General features: G+C 72.5%; 18 protein-coding genes. 5 read left to right on the plus strand and 13 right to left on the minus strand.

The features are described from left to right. Positions 1-126: 126 nt before the first annotated feature. Positions 127-627, minus strand: a complete 501-nt coding sequence (locus ACFV3E_RS20305; protein ID WP_500535866.1) for a lamin tail domain-containing protein — start codon at positions 625-627, stop codon at positions 127-129. Positions 628-1010: 383 nt separating this feature from the next. Between ACFV3E_RS20305 and ACFV3E_RS20310 the strand changes: the two genes are divergently transcribed. Both ACFV3E_RS20310 and ACFV3E_RS20315 read left to right on the plus strand, forming a co-directional pair. Next, positions 1011-1517, plus strand: coding sequence for a tetratricopeptide repeat protein (locus ACFV3E_RS20310; RefSeq protein ID WP_499509355.1), 507 nt, complete (start codon positions 1011-1013; stop codon positions 1515-1517). Between the two features lie 400 nt (positions 1518-1917). Beyond that, entirely contained in the window at positions 1918-2670 is a 753-nt protein-coding gene (locus ACFV3E_RS20315; protein ID WP_500535867.1) for an SDR family NAD(P)-dependent oxidoreductase, read from the plus strand. Between the two features lie 53 nt (positions 2671-2723). Here the strand turns inward: ACFV3E_RS20315 and ACFV3E_RS20320 are convergent, their stop codons facing one another. Then, positions 2724-3623: a LysR family transcriptional regulator gene (locus ACFV3E_RS20320; RefSeq protein ID WP_500535868.1), complete on the minus strand. Its 900-nt coding sequence runs from the start codon at positions 3621-3623 to the stop codon at positions 2724-2726. 179 nt (positions 3624-3802) lie between these two features. On the opposite strand from ACFV3E_RS20320, the gene ACFV3E_RS20325 reads away from it, so the two are divergent. Next, a complete protein-coding gene (locus tag ACFV3E_RS20325; RefSeq protein ID WP_500535869.1) occupies positions 3803-4585 on the plus strand; it encodes a maleylpyruvate isomerase N-terminal domain-containing protein in 783 nt (260 codons plus the stop codon). A gap of 32 nt (positions 4586-4617) precedes the next feature. On the opposite strand, the gene ACFV3E_RS20330 is transcribed toward ACFV3E_RS20325, so the two are convergent. Genes ACFV3E_RS20330 through phtC form a run of 3 tightly spaced genes read right to left on the minus strand, consistent with a single transcriptional unit; the run spans position 4618 to position 6943 of the window. Next, positions 4618-5013 carry a GNAT family N-acetyltransferase gene (locus ACFV3E_RS20330; RefSeq protein ID WP_500535870.1) on the minus strand — a complete coding sequence of 132 codons (396 nt, stop codon included), beginning with the start codon at positions 5011-5013 and terminating at the stop codon, positions 4618-4620. Positions 5014-5064: 51 nt separating this feature from the next. Further along, positions 5065-6162, minus strand: a complete 1098-nt coding sequence (locus tag ACFV3E_RS20335) for a hypothetical protein (RefSeq protein WP_500535871.1) — start codon at positions 6160-6162, stop codon at positions 5065-5067. Between the two features lie 13 nt (positions 6163-6175). Further along, positions 6176-6943, minus strand: coding sequence for a 3,4-dihydroxyphthalate decarboxylase (gene phtC / locus ACFV3E_RS20340; RefSeq protein ID WP_500535872.1), 768 nt, complete (start codon positions 6941-6943; stop codon positions 6176-6178). Between the two features lie 111 nt (positions 6944-7054). On the opposite strand from phtC, the gene ACFV3E_RS20345 reads away from it, so the two are divergent. Together ACFV3E_RS20345 and ACFV3E_RS20350 are read left to right on the plus strand one after the other, a co-directional pair. Then, positions 7055-7840, plus strand: coding sequence for a FadR/GntR family transcriptional regulator (locus tag ACFV3E_RS20345; RefSeq protein WP_500535873.1), 786 nt, complete (start codon positions 7055-7057; stop codon positions 7838-7840). 176 nt (positions 7841-8016) lie between these two features. Continuing rightward, positions 8017-9039, plus strand: coding sequence for a cupin domain-containing protein (locus ACFV3E_RS20350; protein WP_500535874.1), 1023 nt, complete (start codon positions 8017-8019; stop codon positions 9037-9039). A gap of 90 nt (positions 9040-9129) precedes the next feature. Here the strand turns inward: ACFV3E_RS20350 and ACFV3E_RS20355 are convergent, their stop codons facing one another. The 8 genes from ACFV3E_RS20355 to ACFV3E_RS20390 all read right to left on the minus strand — a co-directional run bounded on the left by ACFV3E_RS20355 (position 9130) and on the right by ACFV3E_RS20390 (position 19421). After that, complete coding sequence (locus ACFV3E_RS20355; RefSeq protein ID WP_500535875.1) at positions 9130-10650, minus strand: CehA/McbA family metallohydrolase; 1521 nt, start codon at positions 10648-10650, stop codon at positions 9130-9132. A 233-nt stretch (positions 10651-10883) separates the two neighbouring features. Continuing rightward, complete coding sequence (locus tag ACFV3E_RS20360) at positions 10884-11792, minus strand: AAA family ATPase (protein ID WP_500535876.1); 909 nt, start codon at positions 11790-11792, stop codon at positions 10884-10886. 16 nt (positions 11793-11808) lie between these two features. Further along, positions 11809-12876, minus strand: coding sequence for a cupin domain-containing protein (locus ACFV3E_RS20365; RefSeq protein ID WP_500535877.1), 1068 nt, complete (start codon positions 12874-12876; stop codon positions 11809-11811). An 87-nt stretch (positions 12877-12963) separates the two neighbouring features. Then, positions 12964-14184: an MFS transporter gene (locus ACFV3E_RS20370; protein WP_500535878.1), complete on the minus strand. Its 1221-nt coding sequence runs from the start codon at positions 14182-14184 to the stop codon at positions 12964-12966. A 3-nt stretch (positions 14185-14187) separates the two neighbouring features. Next, positions 14188-15324 carry an ABC transporter ATP-binding protein gene (locus tag ACFV3E_RS20375; RefSeq protein WP_500535879.1) on the minus strand — a complete coding sequence of 379 codons (1137 nt, stop codon included), beginning with the start codon at positions 15322-15324 and terminating at the stop codon, positions 14188-14190. A 17-nt stretch (positions 15325-15341) separates the two neighbouring features. Further along, positions 15342-17147 carry an ABC transporter permease gene (locus ACFV3E_RS20380; RefSeq protein WP_500371972.1) on the minus strand — a complete coding sequence of 602 codons (1806 nt, stop codon included), beginning with the start codon at positions 17145-17147 and terminating at the stop codon, positions 15342-15344. A 6-nt stretch (positions 17148-17153) separates the two neighbouring features. Next, the gene (locus tag ACFV3E_RS20385) at positions 17154-18263 is read right to left on the minus strand and encodes an ABC transporter substrate-binding protein (protein WP_500535880.1); all 1110 of its coding nucleotides are present in this window, start codon (positions 18261-18263) and stop codon (positions 17154-17156) included. Positions 18264-18311: 48 nt separating this feature from the next. After that, on the minus strand, positions 18312-19421 hold the full coding sequence (locus tag ACFV3E_RS20390) for an ABC transporter substrate-binding protein (RefSeq protein ID WP_500535881.1): 1110 nt from the start codon (positions 19419-19421) through the stop codon (positions 18312-18314). Positions 19422-19431 lie beyond the last annotated feature (10 nt).

Genomic DNA, 19431 nt, shown 5'->3' on the forward strand with positions numbered 1-19431 from the left:
GCTTCCTCCCCCCCCCCGCCGTGCCCGGGTCTGGGGGCCCCCCCCCCCCCCCCCGCCGCCGGGCCTCACGCCGCGCCGCCGGGGCGGCGTGAACCGGGAATGGGCACGGGCCGGGGTGGCCGCGCCTCAGCTGTGGAAGCGGATGTAGCCGTCGCCGTCCGCGTCGGAGCCGCGCTTGGTGTACGCGTGGACGTCGGAGCGGCTGCCGGAGGGCTTGTAGAGGTAGACCGTGTCGCGGTCGTTGTTCCACATGAAGTTGCAGTTGGCGCGGTAGACCACGTTGTTCTTGTCGGAGTCCGTGCCGTGGCCGCCGCGCAGCTTCACGTAGTCGCCGGGCTGGAGGTAGTGGTTCGCCGTGAAGACGAAGCGGTTGCCCGTGGCGTCCTTGACGACGTAGCCCTTGAGGTTGACCGTCGCCGAGGCCGAGTAGTTCTTGATCGTCAGGTACTCCGCGCGGGTGTTGCCGGAGGAGCAGTTGTTGGAGTCCCGCCCGGGCGCGTCGTACTGCGCCCCGCGGATCTTGAGGGCGGAGCTGTACTCCGCGGCGTGCGCCTGGACCGGTATGAGGACGGCGGTCGCGCAGGCCGCGGCGAACGCGGCCACGCCGATACGGACGTGCTTGGTCATGGGAATCCCCCCTGTTGGGACGGGGCCGCGCGCGGGTCACGCGCGCGGCGGGAGCAGGACGTTACATCGGGGCCGAGGTCACGGTGCCGTCAGGGGCACCGGGTCGCCCAGCGTCGGAATTGCGCCCTTTGTGGAAGGTGGGTTCCGGGACCCTCCGCCCGCCGGGAGCGTGGACCATGCGCCGCCCCGCCTGCCTGTGCCGGTTTCCGGCCCCCCGCCGACGACTTGCGAGGTATCAAACCATTCCGGGTGAACCGGAGCCGGGCTTTCCGTGACTTGACGTCAGAAGCGAAGCAACCGGTCGACAACGGGCGTATTCCTTCAGATAGTCGCTGGTGCCGGGGTCGTGCATCGCGGCGGCGCGGGGCTGCCAGGATGTGCGCATGAACGAGAACGATCACGGGCGGGACGAACTGCTGGCGGCCGCGGTGGGGCTGCGCGAGCGCGGGGAGGCGGAGGCGGCGAGGGAGCGGCTGGTCGCCCTCGCGGAGCGGTTCCCGGGGGACGCGGAGGTGGCCTACCAGGCGGCGTGGGCGCACGACGTACTGGGCCTGGAGGCGGAGGCGGTCCCCTTCTACGAGCAGGCCCTGCGCGGCACGGGGCTGTCGGAGGACGACCGGCGCGGCGCGCTGCTGGGCCTGGGCAGTACCTACCGGATCCTCGGGCGGTACGACGAGGCCGTCCGCCTGCTACGCGTGGCCCTCATCGACTTCCCGCACGACGGCGCGCTGCGGACCTTCCTGGCGATGGCCCTGTACAACACCGGGGGACACCGCGAGGCCATGCGGCTCCTGCTGACGCTGCTGGCGGACAGCAGCTCCGACCCGGACATCGCACGCTACCGGCAGGCCGTCGCGTACTACGCCGAGGATCTCGACGCCACCTTGTGAACCCCGGGCCCCCACTCGTGGTGGACGCCAGGAACGGACGACCGTCGCCGGCGCGCCGTTGAAGGCCCCCGTCGACGTGGGGTGGGTGTGGATCGCGTCGAGCGGGTCGGGCGGCCCCGATGCCGTGCCGCAGGGCGGGGGCGACGGTGTTGATCAGCCCCTGTACGTCGATGCTCATGAGAGCGGCGCCGAGGCACCGGCCAACTCGGCGCCCGGCGGCGGAAACAGCGCAGTAGGCGGCGATGATGCCGGTCATAGCATCCGCCGATGGGCGCCCCGGAATCGCCGGTGTTCTCCCCGTGCTCTTCCAGGCGATCACAACGCGCCCTCGAGGCGCGACGTGATCTCCGGAATTCGGCACGGCGCACAGAGCGCTCGGTGAAGAGAACAGGGTTGGAACATGACTTCTGCAGACCTGGGCGGCGACGTCGCCCTCGTGACCGGGGCGACCAGCGGGATCGGCGCGGCGACCGCGGTGACGCTCGCCGGGCGGGGCGCGCACGTACTGGTCTCCGGCCGTGACGGCGGACGGGGTGAGGCCGTGGTCGCCGCGATCAGGGGGCGCGGCGGGAAGGCCGACTTCGTCGCGGGCGATCTGGGGGACGCCCGGTCGGTCCGGGCGCTCGCCCGCGAGGCGGTGGAGCTCGGCGGGGGCAGGGTCGACATCCTGGTGAACAACGCGGGCGTCTACCCGTTCGGGCCGACCGAGCGGACACCGGAGAGCGACGTCGACACCGTCTACGCCCTCAACGTCAAGGCGCCCTTCTACCTGGTCGCCGAACTCGCGCCCGCGATGGCCGGGCGCGGCCGCGGCGCGATCGTCAACGTCAGCACCATGGTCGCCGACTACGGCGCGGCGGGCATGGCGCTGTACGGGTCGAGCAAGGCGGCCCTGAACCTGCTCACCAAGTCGTGGGCCGCCGAGTACGGACCGCGCGGGGTCCGGGTGAACGCGGTGGAGCCGGGGCCGACCCGGACCGAGGGCACCTCCGGGATGGGGGAGGACCTCGTGGCGCTCGCGTCCCAGGCGCCGGCCGGGCGGCCCGCGGCACCGGAGGAGATCGCCGAGGCCATCGCCTATCTGGCCAGTGACGCGGCGAGCTTCGTGCACGGCGTGGTGCTGCCCGTGGACGGCGGGCGCACGGCGGTCTGACCTCCGTCGGCGGCGTCGCCGCACCCTGAGGGCCGTGCCCCCGCGCGCGGCCCTCAGGCGCCGGCGGGCTGCTCGAACGCGGCGATCAGCCGCCCCAGGTCGCGCCGCCGGGAGGTGGCCGGCCACACCGCCCACGTCCGCCGGATCAGCGGGTGGCCCACCAGGGGCGACCACGCGACGTTCTCCGGGATCGGCTGCGCCCAGTCCGGCGGCGCCAGCGCGAAGGCGTGGCCCGCGCTGACGGCGGCCAGCTTCACCTCGGCGATCAGCTTCTGGCCCTCGGGGGCGTCGGGGCCCAGGTCGAGACCGTGACTGCGCAGGATCGCCGTCAGCTCGTCGTACCAGGCGGGGCTGCCGGAACGCGGGAAGCCCACCCACGGCAGGCCCGCGAGGGCCTCCAGCGCGATGCCGTCCGGACCGGCCAGCTCCGCGGCCTGTTCGGCGGCGAGCAGCACGCCCAGCCGCTCACGGACGACGAGCTGGGCGTCGAACCCGGGCCCGGCGGGCCGCTCCCGCAGCAGCGCCACGTCCAGCTCCCCGGCCTGCAGCGCGGCGAGCTGCTCCGCCGTGGACATGTGCCGGGCCTGCACCAGGGTCTCCGGGAACTCCTCGGCCAGTTCCGCGAGCGGGGCGACGAGCAGTCCCGTCGGCAGTTCGAGCGGGATGCCGATCCGGAGCACCCCGCCGCCCACGCCCGTGTGCCGCGCCATCGCCCGCACCGCCTGTTCGTGCCGGGCGATCACGGCCCGCGCCTCCCCCAACAGGGTTGCCCCCGCGTCCGTCGGCCGCACCCCGGTGCTGCTGCGCACGAGCAGCTTCACCCCGAGGTGCCGTTCCAGTCCGCCGATGGTCTGGGACAGGGCCGGCTGGCTCAGGTGCAGCCGGCGTGCCGCCGCCGACAGCGCCCCCTCCTCGACCACCGCGACGTACGCGCGCAGCTCCCGCATGTCCATGCGACCATCGCACCATGCCGTCCGCGCCCCTGCCACGAACCGGCAGAAGCGCTGCTTATGGCGTCCTTCGGGGGCGCGCATGGCCACCCGCTTGGGATCGGGGGACGCGCGAGGTTGCCTGGGAGAAGGGGGCGCACGACCTCCCGGCCGTACGGAGCGACCTCGTGAGGAGGAAGTCCATGGACACCGCCGACGTCCGACTGGCGGCGATGCACACGGTCTCGCGGCGCCTGGGCGCCACGGTCGGCGGCCTCACCGGCGAGGAACTGCTCCGGCCCTCGTTCGCCGAGGGGTGGAGCATCGCGCAGGTGCTGGTCCACCTGGGCACGGGGGCCGAGTTGTGCACCGCGGCCGTGCGCCGCGGTCTCACCGGGGACCTCACCAGGCCCTCCCGGGAGGACATCACCGACGTGTACGAGCGGTGGATCCCCCTGAGGCCGGTCGCGCAGCGCGACGCGTGGCACCAGGCGGAATCGGACTTGCTGCGGCTGCTGGACTCCTTCGACGCCGGGGTGCGCGCGTCGGTGACGGTGCCGTACTTCACCGGTCCGGTCGGCTTCACGGACTTCACCGGCTACTGGCTGTCCGAGCAGTCCGTGCACACCTGGGACGTGGAGGTGGGTCTGGACGAGGCCGCCGCCATCCCGGCACCGGAGGTGGCGCTGCTGTGGGACCGGGTCGACATGGTCGCCTCGCGCAGCCGCGACGGGGACACCCTCACCCGGCTCGGCCCGCGCCAGATCGCGGTGGAACTCACCGACCCCGCTCGCACCCTGTGCCTGGCCCTCGGCTCCGAGCTGCACATCCTCCCCTGCGAGGGGGCCGAACCCTCGGGAGCGGTGTCCGGACCGTCCGAGGCCGTGCTCCGCCTCGTCTACGGCCGCAACCGCCCCCGGGACGCCGTGACAGCGCGCGACGGCGTCACCCTGGACGACCTGCGCGCGCTCTTCCCCGGCTACTGACCGCTCCGCGGCGTGCCCGCGGTGGTATCACCTCAGAGGGCGACGAGGCCTGCGGCTGTGGGCCTGAACCCGCAGGCGTCGAGGTAGAACGACCGCAGGTCGTCCTCGAAGTCGACGTGCAGCCATGCGCATGCGGCCGCGCGGGCCTGCCGGGCCGCCTCGGCCACCAGTCCGGCCCCGATCCCCGAGCGGCGGGAGTGCGCTGCGACCACCGTGTCCAGGATGAACGCGTGGAGGCCGCCGTCCCAGGCGACGTTCACGAAGCCGACGAGGTCGCCCTCGTGCCGTGCGCAGACCCATCCGAGACTGTGGTGGTGGACGCGGGACAGCCAGTCGACATCCGGGCTCCGGTCGTCGAAACCCTCCGAGTGGAGAGCGTCGAGGGCCGCGTTGGCGAAGTCGCCCCGCCACTCGTAGGAGATCGCCATGGCGCGAGCCTGGAGCACCGCCCGGCGGCCGCGCCGCCCTCGGTCAAGACCTCAGTCACGGATGTCCTGCAGCAGCCAGGCGATGGGTATCTCGTGGCCGAGCCCGCGTTCGCGGGCGCGTTCGTAGACGACGGATGCGACGGCGTGGAACTGCGCGCCCTGGATGTTGCCGCGCTCGGAGAACGTCACCTGCTCGTCGTCGTCCCGGGCGTGGGCGCGGCCCGTGAGGACGTCGTCGAGGAGCACCACGCGGGCACCCCGCGGCGGCCGGCGGGAGCCCTTCCCGTGGGAGTGGAGCTCCCAGACCGGGGCGCCGGGGCGGGCCCGGTAGGCCACGTACTCCTCTTCGGTGGCCCAGGCGGGGAGGTCCTCGGGGGCGCCCGCGGTGCCGAGCCGCAGCCAGACGTCGAAGCGTTCGCGGGCCCGCGCGTCGAGGCGGCCGCCGATGCAGGTGACGTGGGTGCCGGGGCGCAGTTCGCGGCCGTGGACGACCTCCCCGACCGCATCGGTGCAGCCGGCGACGATGTCCGCGCCCTCGTACACCGCCCCGGGGCCGTCGACGGCGACGACGTCCAGGCCGTGCCGCTCGCGCATCTCGGCGGCGAAGCGCTCGCGGTGGGCCCGGGTCGGGCTGTACACCTGGACGCGCTCCAGGGGGCGCACGGTGAGGAAGGCCTCGACGTGGCTGCGCGCCATGCCGCCCGAGCCGAACAGGCCCAGGACGCGGGCGTCCGCACGGGCGGCGAACCGGGCGCCGACGGCCGAGTCGGCGCCCACCCGGAGGTGCTGCAGGAGGCCGTCGTTGAGCAGGGCGAGCGGTTCGCCGGTGCGCGCGTCGAGGAGCAGCACCAGACCGCAGAAGCGCCCCGGGCGCACGCAGTACTTCTCCTGGGTGCGGCGGTCGCCGGTGCCGGTCTCCAGGAGCACGTCGGACTTCATGCGGATGGCGACGTAGCCGGTGCGGGCGGAGCCGCCCTCCATCGTGCCCCACTGGTAGACCCGGCGGTCGTCGACCGGCAGGCGGAGGTCGATCCGGGGCCGGCACACGCCGTCGCCGGTGGCCAGGTCCCGGTAGGAGTCCTCCAGCGCGCGGACGACGTCGGGCATGGTCAGCACGGCGGCGGTCACCTGGTTGTCGAGGACGAGCATGATCCTCCGGTCGTCAGGGCCGCAAGGGCACCGGGGGTCCTTCGTGGGCGGCGCGTGCCGCCAGATGGCGCCACATGGCCGAGACGTTGAACGACGGCCCGAGGTCGGGCAGTTCGGCCAGGTCCTCGTCGGGGATCGCCCGCAGCGGGGCGCCGGTGGCGGCGACGGCCAGGCTCGTCCTCGCCAGCGCGTCCACGGCCAGGGCCTGCGTGACGGCGGCCGCGACGGCATGGGCGGGATCGCCGGTGCCGACGGAGACCAGCCCGTGCCCCCGCAGGACCACGACCGGTCGGTCCCCGAGGGCGCCGGTCATCTGCTCGGCGAGGTCACGGCGGCGCACCAGCGCCGAGCGGGGCCAGACGGGGATGCCGTCGTGGGCGAGCCGTGCGGCGGGGATGTCGTAGGAGCCGATGACCGGGAGCCAGGGGAGCCCGGCGACCGACGCGGCGACGACCGCGGGCGGATGGGCGTGGACGACGGCGGTGACCTCGGTTCGGGCCCGCATCACCTCGCTGTGGATGGGCAGTTCGCCGGGCGCCGTCCAGCCGTCGGGGACCTTGCCGGTGCCGTCGAGGCCGACCTCCTGGACGTCCTCGACGACGGTGAACGCGAGTCCGCGCTCCTGCGGGCCGCGGCCGCGCACGAGGAAGGCCTCCGGCCCGGTGCGGGCGCTCACGTGGCCGAGGATGTGCTCCACCAGGCCGGTCACGGCCAGGACGCGGCACGCCTCGGCCACCCGCTCGCGCAGCGCCTCGAAGGAGGACGCCGGCCGCTCACTCATCGTCCGTCCCGGTCATGGGCGTCCCTCTCGGTTCATTGGTATTTTGGTATGACGTTAATCCGTTAGTCGGGAAGCCGTCAACAAGGCCGTTCACCGTGGGAGAATGCGCTCATGCCATCGCGACCCAGCCAGTCTCCGGACGCCGTGACCGCCGAGGGGACGTCCGCCAGGCCGATCCCCGTGCCCGACGACCTGTTCAAGACGGTCTCCTCCAGCCGCGTCTCCCAGGTGATCGTCGAGCAGATCCGCCTCCTGCTGAAGGAGGAACGGCTCAAGCCCGGCGACCGGCTGCCCAGCGAACGCGAACTGTGCGTGCACTTCGGTGTCAGCCGCGTGACCGTGCGCGAGGCGCTGCGCATCCTGGAGGCGAGCGGGCTCGTCGAGATCCGCGTCGGCGCCCGCGGCGGCACCTTCGTGACCGCGCCGACCTCGCGCCGGGTGAGCGAGGGCCTCGCCGACCTGCTGAGCCTCTCGCCGCTGACCGCCGCCCAGGTCACCGAGGCGCGGCTGGTCTTCGAGCTGGGGATCGTCCCGCTGATCGTCGAGCGCGCCACGGACGAGGACATCGCCGAGCTCCGCGCGATGTGCGACCAGCACGCCGAGGCCCTCAAGCGGGGCGAGTACTCCATGGAGCTCTCCGCGGCCTTCCACAGCCGGGTCGCGGCCGCGACGCACAACCCGGCGATCGAGATGCTCGTGCAGTCCTTCCACGGGCCGCTGCTGATGAGCCTGCGCGAGGCGCAGTCCGTCGAGCCGGCCATGGGCAGGCGGGGCTCCAAGGAGCACCGCGAGTTCGTCGATGCGGTCGCGGCGCGCGACCTGGAGGCGGCGGGCCGGATCATGCGCACCCATCTGGAGCGGACGGCGTCCCGCGTGAAGGAGGACGGCGACGGCTGACCGCCGCGCGGCCCGGACGGGCGGCACCGGCGGGGAAGCGCCCCGGACCTGAGGGAGGGTCCGGGGCGCTTTCGTGTGCCCGGGGGTCCTGGGCCGGATCCGCCGGGGCACTGGTCTGGCTTGGCTCACAGGTATTATGGTTAGGCCATTGGAGCGCTGTCATCACAGGAGGATCCATGGGCAAGAAGGGACGAGTCTTCGTCCGCGGTCTGACCTCGCAGACGTACGGACTCGGCGAGTTCCGCCGGCAACAGCTCGCCGTCAAGCGGGTCCGCGACGACTCCGTCGTCGTCGACGACGCGAAGGTGGGCCACTCCGGCGACAGCGAACAGTCCCGCACCTGGTGGCGGGTCGGTCCCGGCGACGAGGAGTTCCTGACCCAGACGATCCAGGTGCACTTCGTCGAACTCCCCCCGCGGTCCAGCAACCACGGGCACGGCCACCAGAACGAGGCCGCCTTCTACATCCTCCAGGGCCGCGGCTACGAGATCCACGACGACCAGCGGTACGACTGGAGCGAGGACGATCTGGTCTTCGTCCACACCGACTCCGTCCACCGCCACTTCAACCCCTACGACGAGACCGCCACCGCCCTCGTCGTGAAGGCCAAGAGCACCTGGATGTTCATGGGCCTGCTGCAGCAGGGCCGCAGCGGCCCGGTCGAGCGCGAGGCCGAGTTCGGCCCCCGCGAGGACTGGTCCCGGATCTGGACCCCGGGCGTCGCGGACCGCAAGAAGGTCATCGGTCTCGCGGACACCGTCTGGGAGGACACCCCGCTCGGCAGGGTCCGGGTGATGTCCTCGCCCGAGCGCACCGACGCCCGTATCTTCTCCGTCGACGCCTTCGAGCTCGACATCCCCGAGGGCGGCCGCTCCGGCAGGTACTGGAAGATGGCCGACGAGGTCCTCTACGTCCTCGACGGCGGCGGCTACGCCCTCCAGTGGGAGGTCGAGGCCGAGATCGCCGAGAAGTACTACGCCCGCGTCGCCCTCGAACCCACCCGGCACGAGATCACCAAGGGCGACACCCTGTACGTGCCGCAGAACCACGTCTGCCAGCTCTTCGCCCACGACGGTACGCCGCTGCGGCTGCTGTCGGCGCAGAACCGGGTGTTCAAGCACCTCGGCTACGACACGGTCCACTTCCTCGAGGACGCCCCCGGGTACACCCCCGGTCACACCGCGGCGCAGCGGGACTGACCGCCGCTCACCACGCACGACGGCCCCGGCCCCGCACCGAGCAGGAGGCGGTGCGGGCCGGGGCGGTCACGGGGCCGGAGCGCCCGAACGTCAGTCCTTCAGGCGCAGGATGATGGGGTTGGTCAGCGCGGCCATGGCACCCCACTGCAGGTCGGGGGCCATCGTGTTGCCCTTGCCGGGCGTGCCGTCGGCCTTGGGGTGGCGCACCTCGGCCCGCACGTACGCGGCCAGCGAGGCGGTGGTGCGCCAGACGACCGTGCCCGACCCGCTCGCGTCCAGCGACTCCTGGTGCATCTGGCCCTCGTCGGTGATGAACCGGACGGTGCCGTTCGGGACGCCGGAGACCTCCAGGCGCACGTCGACCGGCGCGTCCGCGCGGAGCCCCAGCGTCTGCGCGATGCCGGCCTGCCGGCCGCCGCCGGTGGCGGTGAAGGCGAGGGTTACCGAGGACGACTCGGCGACGTACGTCCGGCCCTCACGGATGCCGGTCAGCACGGCCCTGCGGTTGAGGTCCTCGGCGTACACCACCGTCTGCGGCAGGCCGATGACCTGCGGGACGCTGTGGGCATCGCTGTTGCCGACCGCCGGCAGCCAGTCGTTCCCGGTGCGCATCGCGGTGCCGAGCATGGCGTCCCAGGTGTCGACCGCCGACTCGTCGTCGTAGGTCCAGGGGCCGTTCCACACTTCGACCGCGTCGGCGTCCTCGTAGCCGAACTTCCACTGGCAGGCCACGTACGGGCAGTACGGGTGGGCAGGGACGACGAGTCCGCCCTGGCGGTGGACCTGGCGGGCGAAGCGGGAGAACGCGTCGTCGCGGGCCCGGTAGCGCCAGTCGATCCACGTGCCCGGCTCCAGGCCCAGCGCCAGCCAGTGGCCGTTGCGGGTGGTGACCTCCTCGCCGGTGACGATCAGCAGGTCGGGTCCCGCGTACTCGCCCCACACGCCGTGCGCCGAGGAGGTGTTGTGGTCGGTGGAGACGATGAAGTCCAGGCCCGCCTGCCGTGCCCCGGCCGCCACCTCCGACGGCAGCCGCTTCCCGTCGGAGTGCACGGTGTGCAGGTGCGCGTCGCCCCGGTACCAGGCCCGGCCGCGGCCCTTGGCACGCTCGGCGGGATAGGACGGCACGAAGGGCGCCCCTGGTGCGCCGTACCGCAGGGTCACGCTCACCGAGTACTCCATGCCCTGCGGGACGACCTGGTACGGGCCCAGCACGATGTGCCACAGGCCCTGGTTCACCGGCCCCGGCAGGTAACCGGGCGTGGTGCTGTCGCTGTTGACGACGAACGACGTGCGCGCCCCGCCCGACCAGCCGCGGAAGCCCCGGCCGCCCAGCGCGGTGCCGCGCTCGTCGAAGACGCCGATGTCGCAGGAGTTGCCCGGCGTGCCGGCCGGCACCGACGGCTTGTCGTAGGTGTACGAGACCGAGATCCGGTGGACGCCGCGGGGGACCTCGACCGGCAGGTACACGAAGTCGGCCACTCCGGTGCCGAGGTGACCGGTGATCACCTTGGTGACCTCGCCGCCCTCGGACGTACCGGCCTCGGCCGCCTCGGCGAAGGTGACGGGCGCGAGCGTCAGGGTGCCCGCCCCGCCGGCGATCCCGCTCGCCATCAGCAGGGCCCGGCGGCCCAGGCCGGACGTCCCGACGCCCGTCCTGTGCGGGGTCGGGGTCGGGGACGCTTCGTGAAGGTGTTCACCTGATCCAGGCTGGCACACGGCGGCTCTCCCGGACGGGTGGTGTATGCACGGACTCCGGCACACTCCTCCGCCCGGGTGAACGCCGGGTAGAGCGGGGGGAACCCCCGGCGACGCCGGCCTGAATCCCGTACCCCCGGGAGCGCGGCTCAGGGGCGCCGCGCCGGCCCCGCCTCCGTCCCGGCGGCCGCCTCCTCCGCGGCGGCGAGCAGGTCCTCGACGCGCAGCGAGGCGGGGTCACGCGCCGTCTCCAGGCGCAGCGCGAGCGCGCCGTGCACGGTCTTGCGGATCCGCCGCCCGTCCAGGCCCGTCAGCAGCTTGCCCACCCGCGCGTGCACCGCCGGATCCTCGGCCAGCGGCCGCAACTCGGGCCACTGCGCGGCCAGTGCGCGCAGCGAATCGGCCACGATGAGCGGCACCACCGACGCGTCCGGCAGCGCGGTGCGCACGACCAGGTCGGCCCGCGACAGGAAGGCGTCGTCCACCGCCTCGGCGAAGTTGGTCGTCACCACCAGCAGCGTCCCGGGACGCCGGGCCCGCAGCGCGTCCAGGCCGCTGAGGACGGCGTCGGTGGCGCGGTGCACGTCCACCGGATTGGTGTCGAAGGACGCGGCGTGCCGGCGCACCGCGAGGGCCTCGACCTCGTCGACGAGCACCACGGTGTGCGGCCGGCGGGCCGCCAGCTCGGGCAGGGTGTCGTGGAAGAGCCGGGACACCGCCCGCTGGCTCTCGCCGAGCAGTTCGCTGGGGAAAGCGTGCGGATCGACCTCCACCAGGGTGGTCGCGCCGTGCGGCGCGAGCGTCCGGGCCGCGGCCTGGGCGACGCCCTGCGCGAGCGTCGTCTTGCCCGTGCCCGGAGGACCGGCGAGCACCACGAGACCGTGCGGGGCCACGGGGGAGCCCGCGAGCCGCCGCCCGTGCCGGAGCACGAGGACGGCGGTCGCGAGCAGCCGCTCCTTGACCCGCGGGTCGGTGATCACGGAGTCCCACGGCCCGTCGTGGTGGTCGGCGGGCAGGGCGTGGATCCCGGCCACGCCGTGCGGCAGTGCGGTGGTCACCGCGTGCGCTCCCCTCTCACGGCCAGGTGGGGCGTTCGAGCGCCGGCCATTCGACGGTCGAGGGGTCGCCGGCCTGCGCGTCGCGGATGTGGTCCGGCGGCTCCTCGAAGAGGACCAGCGGATCGCACAGCGCCCGCATCGTCTCCAGCAGGCTGTCGAACATGTGGATCCGTACGACCTTCGCCGTCCGCTCCGGATCGGTGTTGACGTGCTGGTGCCACAGGAAGTGGTCGACGACGATGATGTCGCCCTTCTTCCAGGGGTGCCGCTCCCCGCCCTCGGGTTCGGTGCCCAGGTAGCTCTCGCCGCTGCCCTCCACGACGTACAGCCACGCCTCGCCCGGGTGGCGGTGCATCGACTGGGCGCGGCCCGGGCCGATCTCGAACATCGCCATCGTGATGCCGGACGCCTGGTAGCCGATGGCCCGGTCCAGGAGGAAGGTGGTGCGGGTGCCGCGTGGGGTGTTGCGCAGCTCCAGCTCGTCCCAGGCGGTGTGCAGCCGACCGGAGCGGCGGGCCTCCTGGTCGCGGGCGAGCCGGCGCAGGCGGGCGGCGTACGGGTCGGCGCCGTCGTGGCCGGGGGAGTACGGCGGGCGCGGCGGCAGTTCGGCGACGGGGGTGTGCCCCGCGTCCTCGATGACGGCCATGCCCATCGTCTCCAGCAGCGGTTCGCTGGAGAAGGTCAGGTAACGCGCCGTCGTGCCGCCGTCGTTGCCGCTGCGGTGCCAGGACCAGGCGGGCAGGTGGAGGGCGTCGCCGGGGCCCCAGTCGACGCGCTCGCCGTCGATCTCGGTCCAGCCGTGCCCGGCGACGACGAACACCATGGCGTCCCAGGAGTGCCGGTGCACGGTGGTCGTCGTCCCCGGCTCGAACTCGTGGGCGAGGGCGTCCATGGTGCGGGTGGGGCGGTCGCCGTCGGCGCCGGTGTAGACACCGACCCGGCTGCCCCGTGCGGTGGGGTGCATCGTCACGTCATCCAGGGCCACGACGGTGCGGTGGTTGTCCCGCCATCGCTCGATGAACTCGGCCCGGCGGCGTTTCTGGACGTGGTAGTGGGTGACCCCGGTGGTGGTACGGGTACTCAACGTGCCTCCCGGCTGGAGTGGACGGACGAAGCGCCGACGTGTGCGTGCGCGTGCACGTACGCGCGGGGAAGGGAACAGGGGAGCGGGTCAGCCGGTGGCCCCGGCGACGCTGTACTCGCGGACGGTACGGCTGCGTGCCGCGCTGAGCAGGGAGGCGAGGGCGGGCACGAGTCCGCCGACGGTGAGCGCGGCCACCGGCCCGACGGCGCCGGCGAAGGCGCCCATCGCCGTGTCGCCGAGCGCGGGTCCTCCCCGGGAGCACATCTGGTAGATCGCCGAGACCCGGCCGCGCAGCTCGTCCGGGGTCTCCAACTGCACCGCGGCGTGGCGGACCGTGGTCGCCACCGCGTCCGCGGCGCCGAGCGCGACCGCCGCCAGCAGCGCCACGGGGAACACCCGTGCCTGGGCGAGGCCCACGACGGCCAGCCCGTATGCGGCTGTGCCCCACAGCACGATGCGCCCCGACCGGGCCGTGCGCACCAGCCGGAACACCCACGCCGACCCGATCAGGGCGCCCGCCGAGGGGGCGGCGGACAGCAGCCCGTACCCGGTGGCGCCGACGTGCAGGACGTCCGCGGCGAAGGCGGGCAGCAGCACCCGGTACGCGCCGAAGACGGTGGCCGCCAGGTCCAGCCCCATCAACTGCCAGACCACCGGCCGCCCGGAGACGTGGCCCACGCCCTCCCGCAGGCTCTCCAGCAGGGGCCGCCGCTTGCCGTCGACCGCGAGCGGCGGTACCCGCAGCAGTGCGAGGACGACGACGAGCACGGCGTATGTCACGGCGTCGAAGACGTACACCGCCCCCGGTCCGCCCAGCGCGATCAGCACACCGGCGAAGGCGGGCCCGACCAGGATCGCCAGTTCCCGCGAGGGGTTGAGCAGGGCGAAGGCGTCGACCAGACGGTCGGGCGGCACCATCGCGGGGATGAGCGCCTGCCGCGCCGGCTGGTCGAAGGTCGCCGCGGCCGTGGCGAGCAGCGACGACACGACGACGGTCCCCACGGTCGCGGCGCCGGTCAGGGTGAGCGCCCCCAGGCCCGCCGAGACCAGCAGCGCCAGCGCCTGCGTCGCCTGGAGCAGCCTGCGCCGGTCCAGGCGGTCGGCGTAGATCCCGCCGACGGGGGAGAGCAGCAGCAGCGCCACGGCCTGGGCCAGACCCACCAGGCCCACCTGCGCGGTGGACCCGGTGAGCTCGTACACCTGGTAGAGGTTGGCGGCGACGGCGCCCCTGGTCCCGATCTGGGAGAGGACGACGCCGCCCCAGTAGAGGTCGAAGTCGCGGTTGCGCAGTACCTCGGGTATCGCCATCGGTCAGTCGACCGGGACCAGGGTGACCTTGTCCGGGGCGACGGAGAAGTGGACCTCGGTGCCCGGCGGGATGGACAGGTTGGGGTTGGAGCGGTTGCGGATCTCCAGGTCCCCCACCCCGACGATGTGGTCGACGACGTCCCCCATGAACGCGCGGGTCAGCACCCGGCCGGACAGCTCGTTGGGGACGTCGCCGCGCCGGTCGGTGGACAGGTCGACGCACTCCGGGCGGATCGAGATCAGCACCGTGTCACCCACCGCGGGGACCCGCTCCACCTTCCGGGCGACCAGCCGGCCCGGCGCGGTGTCGACCACGACCTCGTCGCCGTCCACGCCCACCACCTTCGCCTCGATGAAGTTGGACGTGCCGATGAACTCGGCGACGAAGCGGGTGGCCGGCTTGGTGTAGATCTCGCGGGGCTTGCCGATCTGCTCGATGCGGCCCTCGTTCATCACCGCGATCCGGTTCGACATCACCAGCGCCTCGGACTGGTCGTGGGTCACGTAGATCGCGGTGAGGTTCAGCTCGCGCTGCAGCCGCTTCAGCTCGAAGCGCATGGACTCGCGGAGCTTGGCGTCCAGGTTGGACAGCGGTTCGTCCAGCAGCATCAGCTCGGGCCGGGTCACCAGGGCGCGGGCCAGCGCCAGGCGCTGCTGCTGGCCGCCGGAGAGCTTGGTGGCCGGCCGCCCGGCGTACGCGCCCAGCTCGATGACCTCGAGGACCTGCTGCACCCGCTCCTCGATCTCCTGCCGTCCCGGGCGCTTCGCGCGCGGCATGACCTCCAGCGGGAACGAGACGTTCTTGAAGACCGTCATGTGCGGCCAGATGGCGTACGACTGGAAGACCATGCCGAAGCCGCGGCGGTTGGCGCGCAGGTTGACGCCCTGCCGCGCGTCGAACAGCACCCGGCCGCCGAGGGTGACCCGGCCCTCGGTCGGCCGCTCCAGGCCCGCGACCGAGCGCAGCGTCGTCGTCTTGCCGCACCCGGAGGGGCCGAGCAGCGTGAACAGTTCGCCGTCGTGGACCTCGAAGTCGACCCCGCCGACCGCGTAGACCCGCGTGCCCTCGGCGGCCTTGCGGCGGGAGGCGCGTCCCCCGGTTTCCTCGTAGCTCTTCTTGAGGGATTCGACCGTCAGCATCCCTGTGATTCCTATCGCTAGTTCGCGGAGTCGCCCTGCAGCCCGAAGCGGGCGCCGAGACGGTAGGCAATGGAGACGAGCAGGACGAGGAGCACGACCATGCAGACGCCGAGCGCGGCGAGCGTGGTGAACTGGCCGTTCTCGAACTGCTCCCAGATCAGCACCGACAGCACTTCCTTGCCCGGGCTGTACAGCAGGATCGTGCTGGACAACTCCCTGAAGGAGACCACCAGGATGTAGACCCAGCCGGCGAGGATGCCGCTGCTCATCAGCGGCAGCAGCACCCGCCGGAAGGTCTGGAACCACGAGGCCCCGGACACCGCCGCGGACTCCTCCAGTTCCGGCGACATCTGGGCCATCGCCGACGACGCGTAGCGCATGCCGTAGGGCAGGTAGCGCGTGCAGTACGACACCAGCAGGATGAGCAGCGTGCCGTAGATGGGCAGCGGCATCCTCAGGTAGACGAAGGACAGCGCGAGGCCCAGGACCAGGCCGGGGATGACGATGGGCGTGAAGGCCAGCAGGTCCAGCAGCCGCCGGCCCGGCGCCTTGGTGCGCAGTACGACCCAGGAGACGATCGCGGTGAGCACCATGACCACGGTCGCGGCGCCCACCCCGACGATGAGCGAGTTCTTCAGCGCCGTGAACGCCAGCGGCATGTCGGCGACCTCGCGGTAGTTGTCCAGCGTCATCGAGCCGAACGTCTTCCGGGAGGGAGCGGTGTAGTACTTGAGCAGGCTCGCGTAGACCAGGACGGCGACCGGCAGGACGACCGTGAGCAGGAAGTAGCCGATCACGGCGGCGCCCACGAACGGCCGGGCGCGCCCCAGTTCCACCGGGCGGGGCCGGAACGCCTTGCCGGTGACCGTCTGGAAGTTGCGCGAGGAGCGCTGCAGCCAGCCGGAGACCAGCACCCCCGCCGCGGCGATGACCAGCAGGCCGATCGCGTAGGCCCCGGCGGCACCGTAGTCGGCGGGGTAGGAGCGCAGCACGAAGTAGATCCGGCTGGTGAAGACGTAGATGCCGTTCTGCAGTCCGAGCAGGCCGGGCACCTCGAAGCTCTCCAGCGACTGCACGAACATCAGCAGCGCCGCCGAGATCATCGCCGGGCGCAGCAGCGGGACGGTGACGCGCCGCAGCACGGTGAGCCGGCCGGCCCCCGACATGGCGGCCGACTCCTCCAGCGAGGGGTCCATCGCCCGGAAGGCGGCCACCATCAGCAGGAACGCGACGGGGGCGAGGTGCAGCCCCTGCACCCAGATCATGCCCCACACGCTGAAGATGTTGATCGGCGTGGTGCCGAACAGAGGCTTGAACACCAGGGAGTTGAGCACGCCGCTCGACGGGTCGCCGAGGAAGATCCAGGAGGTGGCGTAGAGGATGCCGGGCACGATGAGCGGTACCAGCGAGGCGGCGAAGAACAGCCCCTTGAACGGGGTGTCGGTGCGCACCTGGACGTAGGCGAGCACGGTGCCGAGCACGAGGGCGAGCGCGGCCGAGCCGAAGGCGAACCACAGCGAGTTCAGCATCATCGATCCGGCCTGCGAGTTGCCCCCGTAGGCACGGGAGAAGGCCGAGACGGACACCCCCGCGCCGTCGGCGCTCAGGAAGGTGTCGTGGACCAGGTAGCCCAGCGGGACGACGGCGAGGTAGCCGACGATCACGACGGCCGCGCCGACCAGCAGGCCCTGCAGGGACAGCGGACGCCTCAGCAGCCGGGCGAGGCGGCCCGGCCCGGCGGTGCCGGCCGGCTCGGGGACGGTGTCCGTCCCGGGGGCCCGGTCGTCGTCCCGGGACGCGGCGGGTGCGGGTACGAGGGTCATCGGCGGTCAGTTCCCCACCGTGGCGGCGCCGCGCAGCAGCGCGTCGTACTTCTTGTCCCAGCTGCCGTCGTCCTTGCTCAGTCCCTCGACGTCGAAGGGGACGAGGGTGAGGCCGTCGAGGCTCTTGTCGCCGGGCACCTTGGTGGAGGGGGTCAGGCCCAGCTTGACCAGCTCGTTCTGCCCGTCGGTGAGCAGCCAGTGGTAGAACAGCCAGGCGGCGGCGGGGTGCTGGGCGCCCTTGATCATGCCGACGCCGTTGGGGCGGGCGAACGCGGGGATCTTCGACACGCCGCCCTGCGGGAGGTAGGTGACGGGGGCGCCCTCCTGGGTGGCCCGGTAGGTGATGTAGGTGTAGTTCATGGCCTCCATCGGGGTCTGGCCGGCGGTGAGGAACTGCATCATCGTGGTGTGGCCCTTGGCGACCTTGGAGTTGGCCGCGATCTGCTTCCAGAGCGTGTCGACCTCGGCCTGGGTCTTGCCGTGCGCCAGCCAGTACTTGGTGACGTTCTCGAACCAGTCGCTGTCGCTGAGCTCCAGGGTGATCTTGCCCTTGTACTTGGGCTGGGCCAGGTCCTCCCAGCTCTGCGGTTCGTCGGCGGGCTTGATCAGCTCGGTGTTCCAGGCGGGCTGGAAGACGTTGAGCCGGCTGGCCGTCCACTGGTCGAACGTGCCGGCCTTCTCCACCTTGTCGAGGGCGGAGCCGTTGAACTTGACGAGGTAGCCGTTGTCGGCGAGCGCGGTCATCTCGAGGAAGTTGGTCTCGACGGCGTCGGCGCCCGGCCGGTTGGCCTTCTCCTCCTGGAGCGTGCGCTGCAGCACCGTCTCGGAGTTGCCGCGGAAGACGCTGACGTGGATGCCGTACTTCTTCTCGAAGGCCTTGCCTATGGGGGTGGCGATGTCCGCCGTCATCGAGGTGTAGAGGGAGAGCACTCTCCCTTCCTTCCCCGCGAGTTCCCTGGCCTTGGCGACCTGCTGCTCCTTGGGCAGCCCGGCGATCTGGGAATAGACGGACTCGGCCTGGCTGTTGGAAGCGCCCGGGACGGCGCCGCCGCACCCTGTGGTGACGGCCGCGACCAGCAGTCCGGCCACGGCGAGAGTCGAGTTGCGGGTCCTCATGTGGAGCTCTCCTGTATCGAGGGTGCGAGAGGGGGTGTGGGTGTGCGGTCAGCCGGTCGCGGGGACGCCGCGCAGCAGCGCGTCGTAGGCGTCGTTCCACTTCTTGCTGTCGGTCTCGGCGGTCTTGGAGAGGCTGTACGTGGTGGTGCCCGGCGGGATCGGGTCCTTGAAGCCCTCGACGGTCTTCGCGGCCGGGATGCGCAGGGACCCGGCGATGACCTTCTGGCCCTCGCTGAGCACCCAGTCGGTCCACAGCAGCGCCGCGGCGGGGTGGCGCGGGTGGGCCATCAGTCCCACGCCGTTGGGCCGCAGGATCACCGGTTCGACGACCGGCTTGTACGTCACGGGCGCGCCCTTGCGGGCGGCCTTGTCGACCGTGTGGGAGTAGACGGACAGGGCCACGGAGAACTGGCCCGCGCTGAGCAGTTCGCCCTGCACGGTGTGGCCCTTGGTGACCTTGACGTTGGCGGCGATGCGCCGGAAGAGGTCGTCGACGGCGGAGGGGCTCATGCCCTTCTCGTCGGTGAGGTAGGTGTGCATCGACGCGTACCAGTCCCAGTCGCCGATCTCGACGGAGAGCCTGCCCTTCCACCGGGGGTCGGCGAGGTCGGCGAAGTCCCTCGGCTCCTGGCCGGCCGGGACCTGGTCGGTGTTCCAGCCGACGACGAAGGCGTTGAAGCGCTCGGCGGTCCAGCCGCCGAACTCCTTGGCGGTGTCCCTCAGGCCCTCCTCGGCCGGGCCGTCGTAGGGCGTGAGCAGGTGCTGGGAGTCCAGGGCGCGCAGCTCCAGGTCGTTGGTGTCCACGACGTCGTTCTGCGGCTTGCCCGCCTGGTTCTCCTGGAGCGCCCGCTGCAGGACGGTCTCGGAGTTGGCGCGGAACGCCCGGACCTTGATGGCGGGGTAGGCCTTCTCGAAGCCGTCAACGAGGTCCTGGATGTCGGTGTTGGAGGTGTAGAGGTCCAGCACCCCGCCCTCGGATCGGGCGTCGGCGAGCAGCTTCTCGGTGCGCCGGCTGCCGGTCAGCGCGGCGTAGTCGGCGTAGGGGTCGGCCCCCTCGGGTGCGGGGCCGCCCGCCCCCGTCGTGGTGGGCGCGGAGCCGCAGCCGGCGAGGACGAGGCCGGCGGCCAGGAGGCCGGCGGTGAGGGCACCATGACGCATCGCACACTCC

Origin of the sequence: Streptomyces sp. NPDC059718 (assembly GCF_042733315.1) — a bacterium.
In the GTDB taxonomy this organism is placed as follows: Bacteria; Actinomycetota; Actinomycetes; order Streptomycetales; family Streptomycetaceae; genus Actinacidiphila.

Excerpts from the sequence above, each read along its gene's own strand:
- ACFV3E_RS20330 (WP_500535870.1), bottom strand. The coding sequence starts at position 5,013 with ATGGCGATCTCCTACGAGTGGCGGGGCGACTTCGCCAACGCGGCCCTC.
- phtC (WP_500535872.1), bottom strand. The coding sequence starts at position 6,943 with ATGAGTGAGCGGCCGGCGTCCTCCTTCGAGGCGCTGCGCGAGCGGGTG.
- ACFV3E_RS20310 (WP_499509355.1), top strand. The coding sequence starts at position 1,011 with ATGAACGAGAACGATCACGGGCGGGACGAACTGCTGGCGGCCGCGGTG.
- ACFV3E_RS20370 (WP_500535878.1), bottom strand. The coding sequence starts at position 14,184 with ATGGCGATACCCGAGGTACTGCGCAACCGCGACTTCGACCTCTACTGG.
- ACFV3E_RS20385 (WP_500535880.1), bottom strand. The coding sequence starts at position 18,263 with ATGAGGACCCGCAACTCGACTCTCGCCGTGGCCGGACTGCTGGTCGCG.
- ACFV3E_RS20335 (WP_500535871.1), bottom strand. The coding sequence starts at position 6,162 with ATGCTCGTCCTCGACAACCAGGTGACCGCCGCCGTGCTGACCATGCCC.
- ACFV3E_RS20375 (WP_500535879.1), bottom strand. The coding sequence starts at position 15,324 with ATGCTGACGGTCGAATCCCTCAAGAAGAGCTACGAGGAAACCGGGGGA.
- ACFV3E_RS20390 (WP_500535881.1), bottom strand. The coding sequence starts at position 19,421 with ATGCGTCATGGTGCCCTCACCGCCGGCCTCCTGGCCGCCGGCCTCGTC.
- ACFV3E_RS20315 (WP_500535867.1), top strand. The coding sequence starts at position 1,918 with ATGACTTCTGCAGACCTGGGCGGCGACGTCGCCCTCGTGACCGGGGCG.
- ACFV3E_RS20380 (WP_500371972.1), bottom strand. The coding sequence starts at position 17,147 with ATGACCCTCGTACCCGCACCCGCCGCGTCCCGGGACGACGACCGGGCC.
- ACFV3E_RS20320 (WP_500535868.1), bottom strand. The coding sequence starts at position 3,623 with ATGGACATGCGGGAGCTGCGCGCGTACGTCGCGGTGGTCGAGGAGGGG.
- ACFV3E_RS20350 (WP_500535874.1), top strand. The coding sequence starts at position 8,017 with ATGGGCAAGAAGGGACGAGTCTTCGTCCGCGGTCTGACCTCGCAGACG.
- ACFV3E_RS20345 (WP_500535873.1), top strand. The coding sequence starts at position 7,055 with ATGCCATCGCGACCCAGCCAGTCTCCGGACGCCGTGACCGCCGAGGGG.
- ACFV3E_RS20355 (WP_500535875.1), bottom strand. The coding sequence starts at position 10,650 with ATGGCGAGCGGGATCGCCGGCGGGGCGGGCACCCTGACGCTCGCGCCC.
- ACFV3E_RS20305 (WP_500535866.1), bottom strand. The coding sequence starts at position 627 with ATGACCAAGCACGTCCGTATCGGCGTGGCCGCGTTCGCCGCGGCCTGC.
- ACFV3E_RS20325 (WP_500535869.1), top strand. The coding sequence starts at position 3,803 with ATGGACACCGCCGACGTCCGACTGGCGGCGATGCACACGGTCTCGCGG.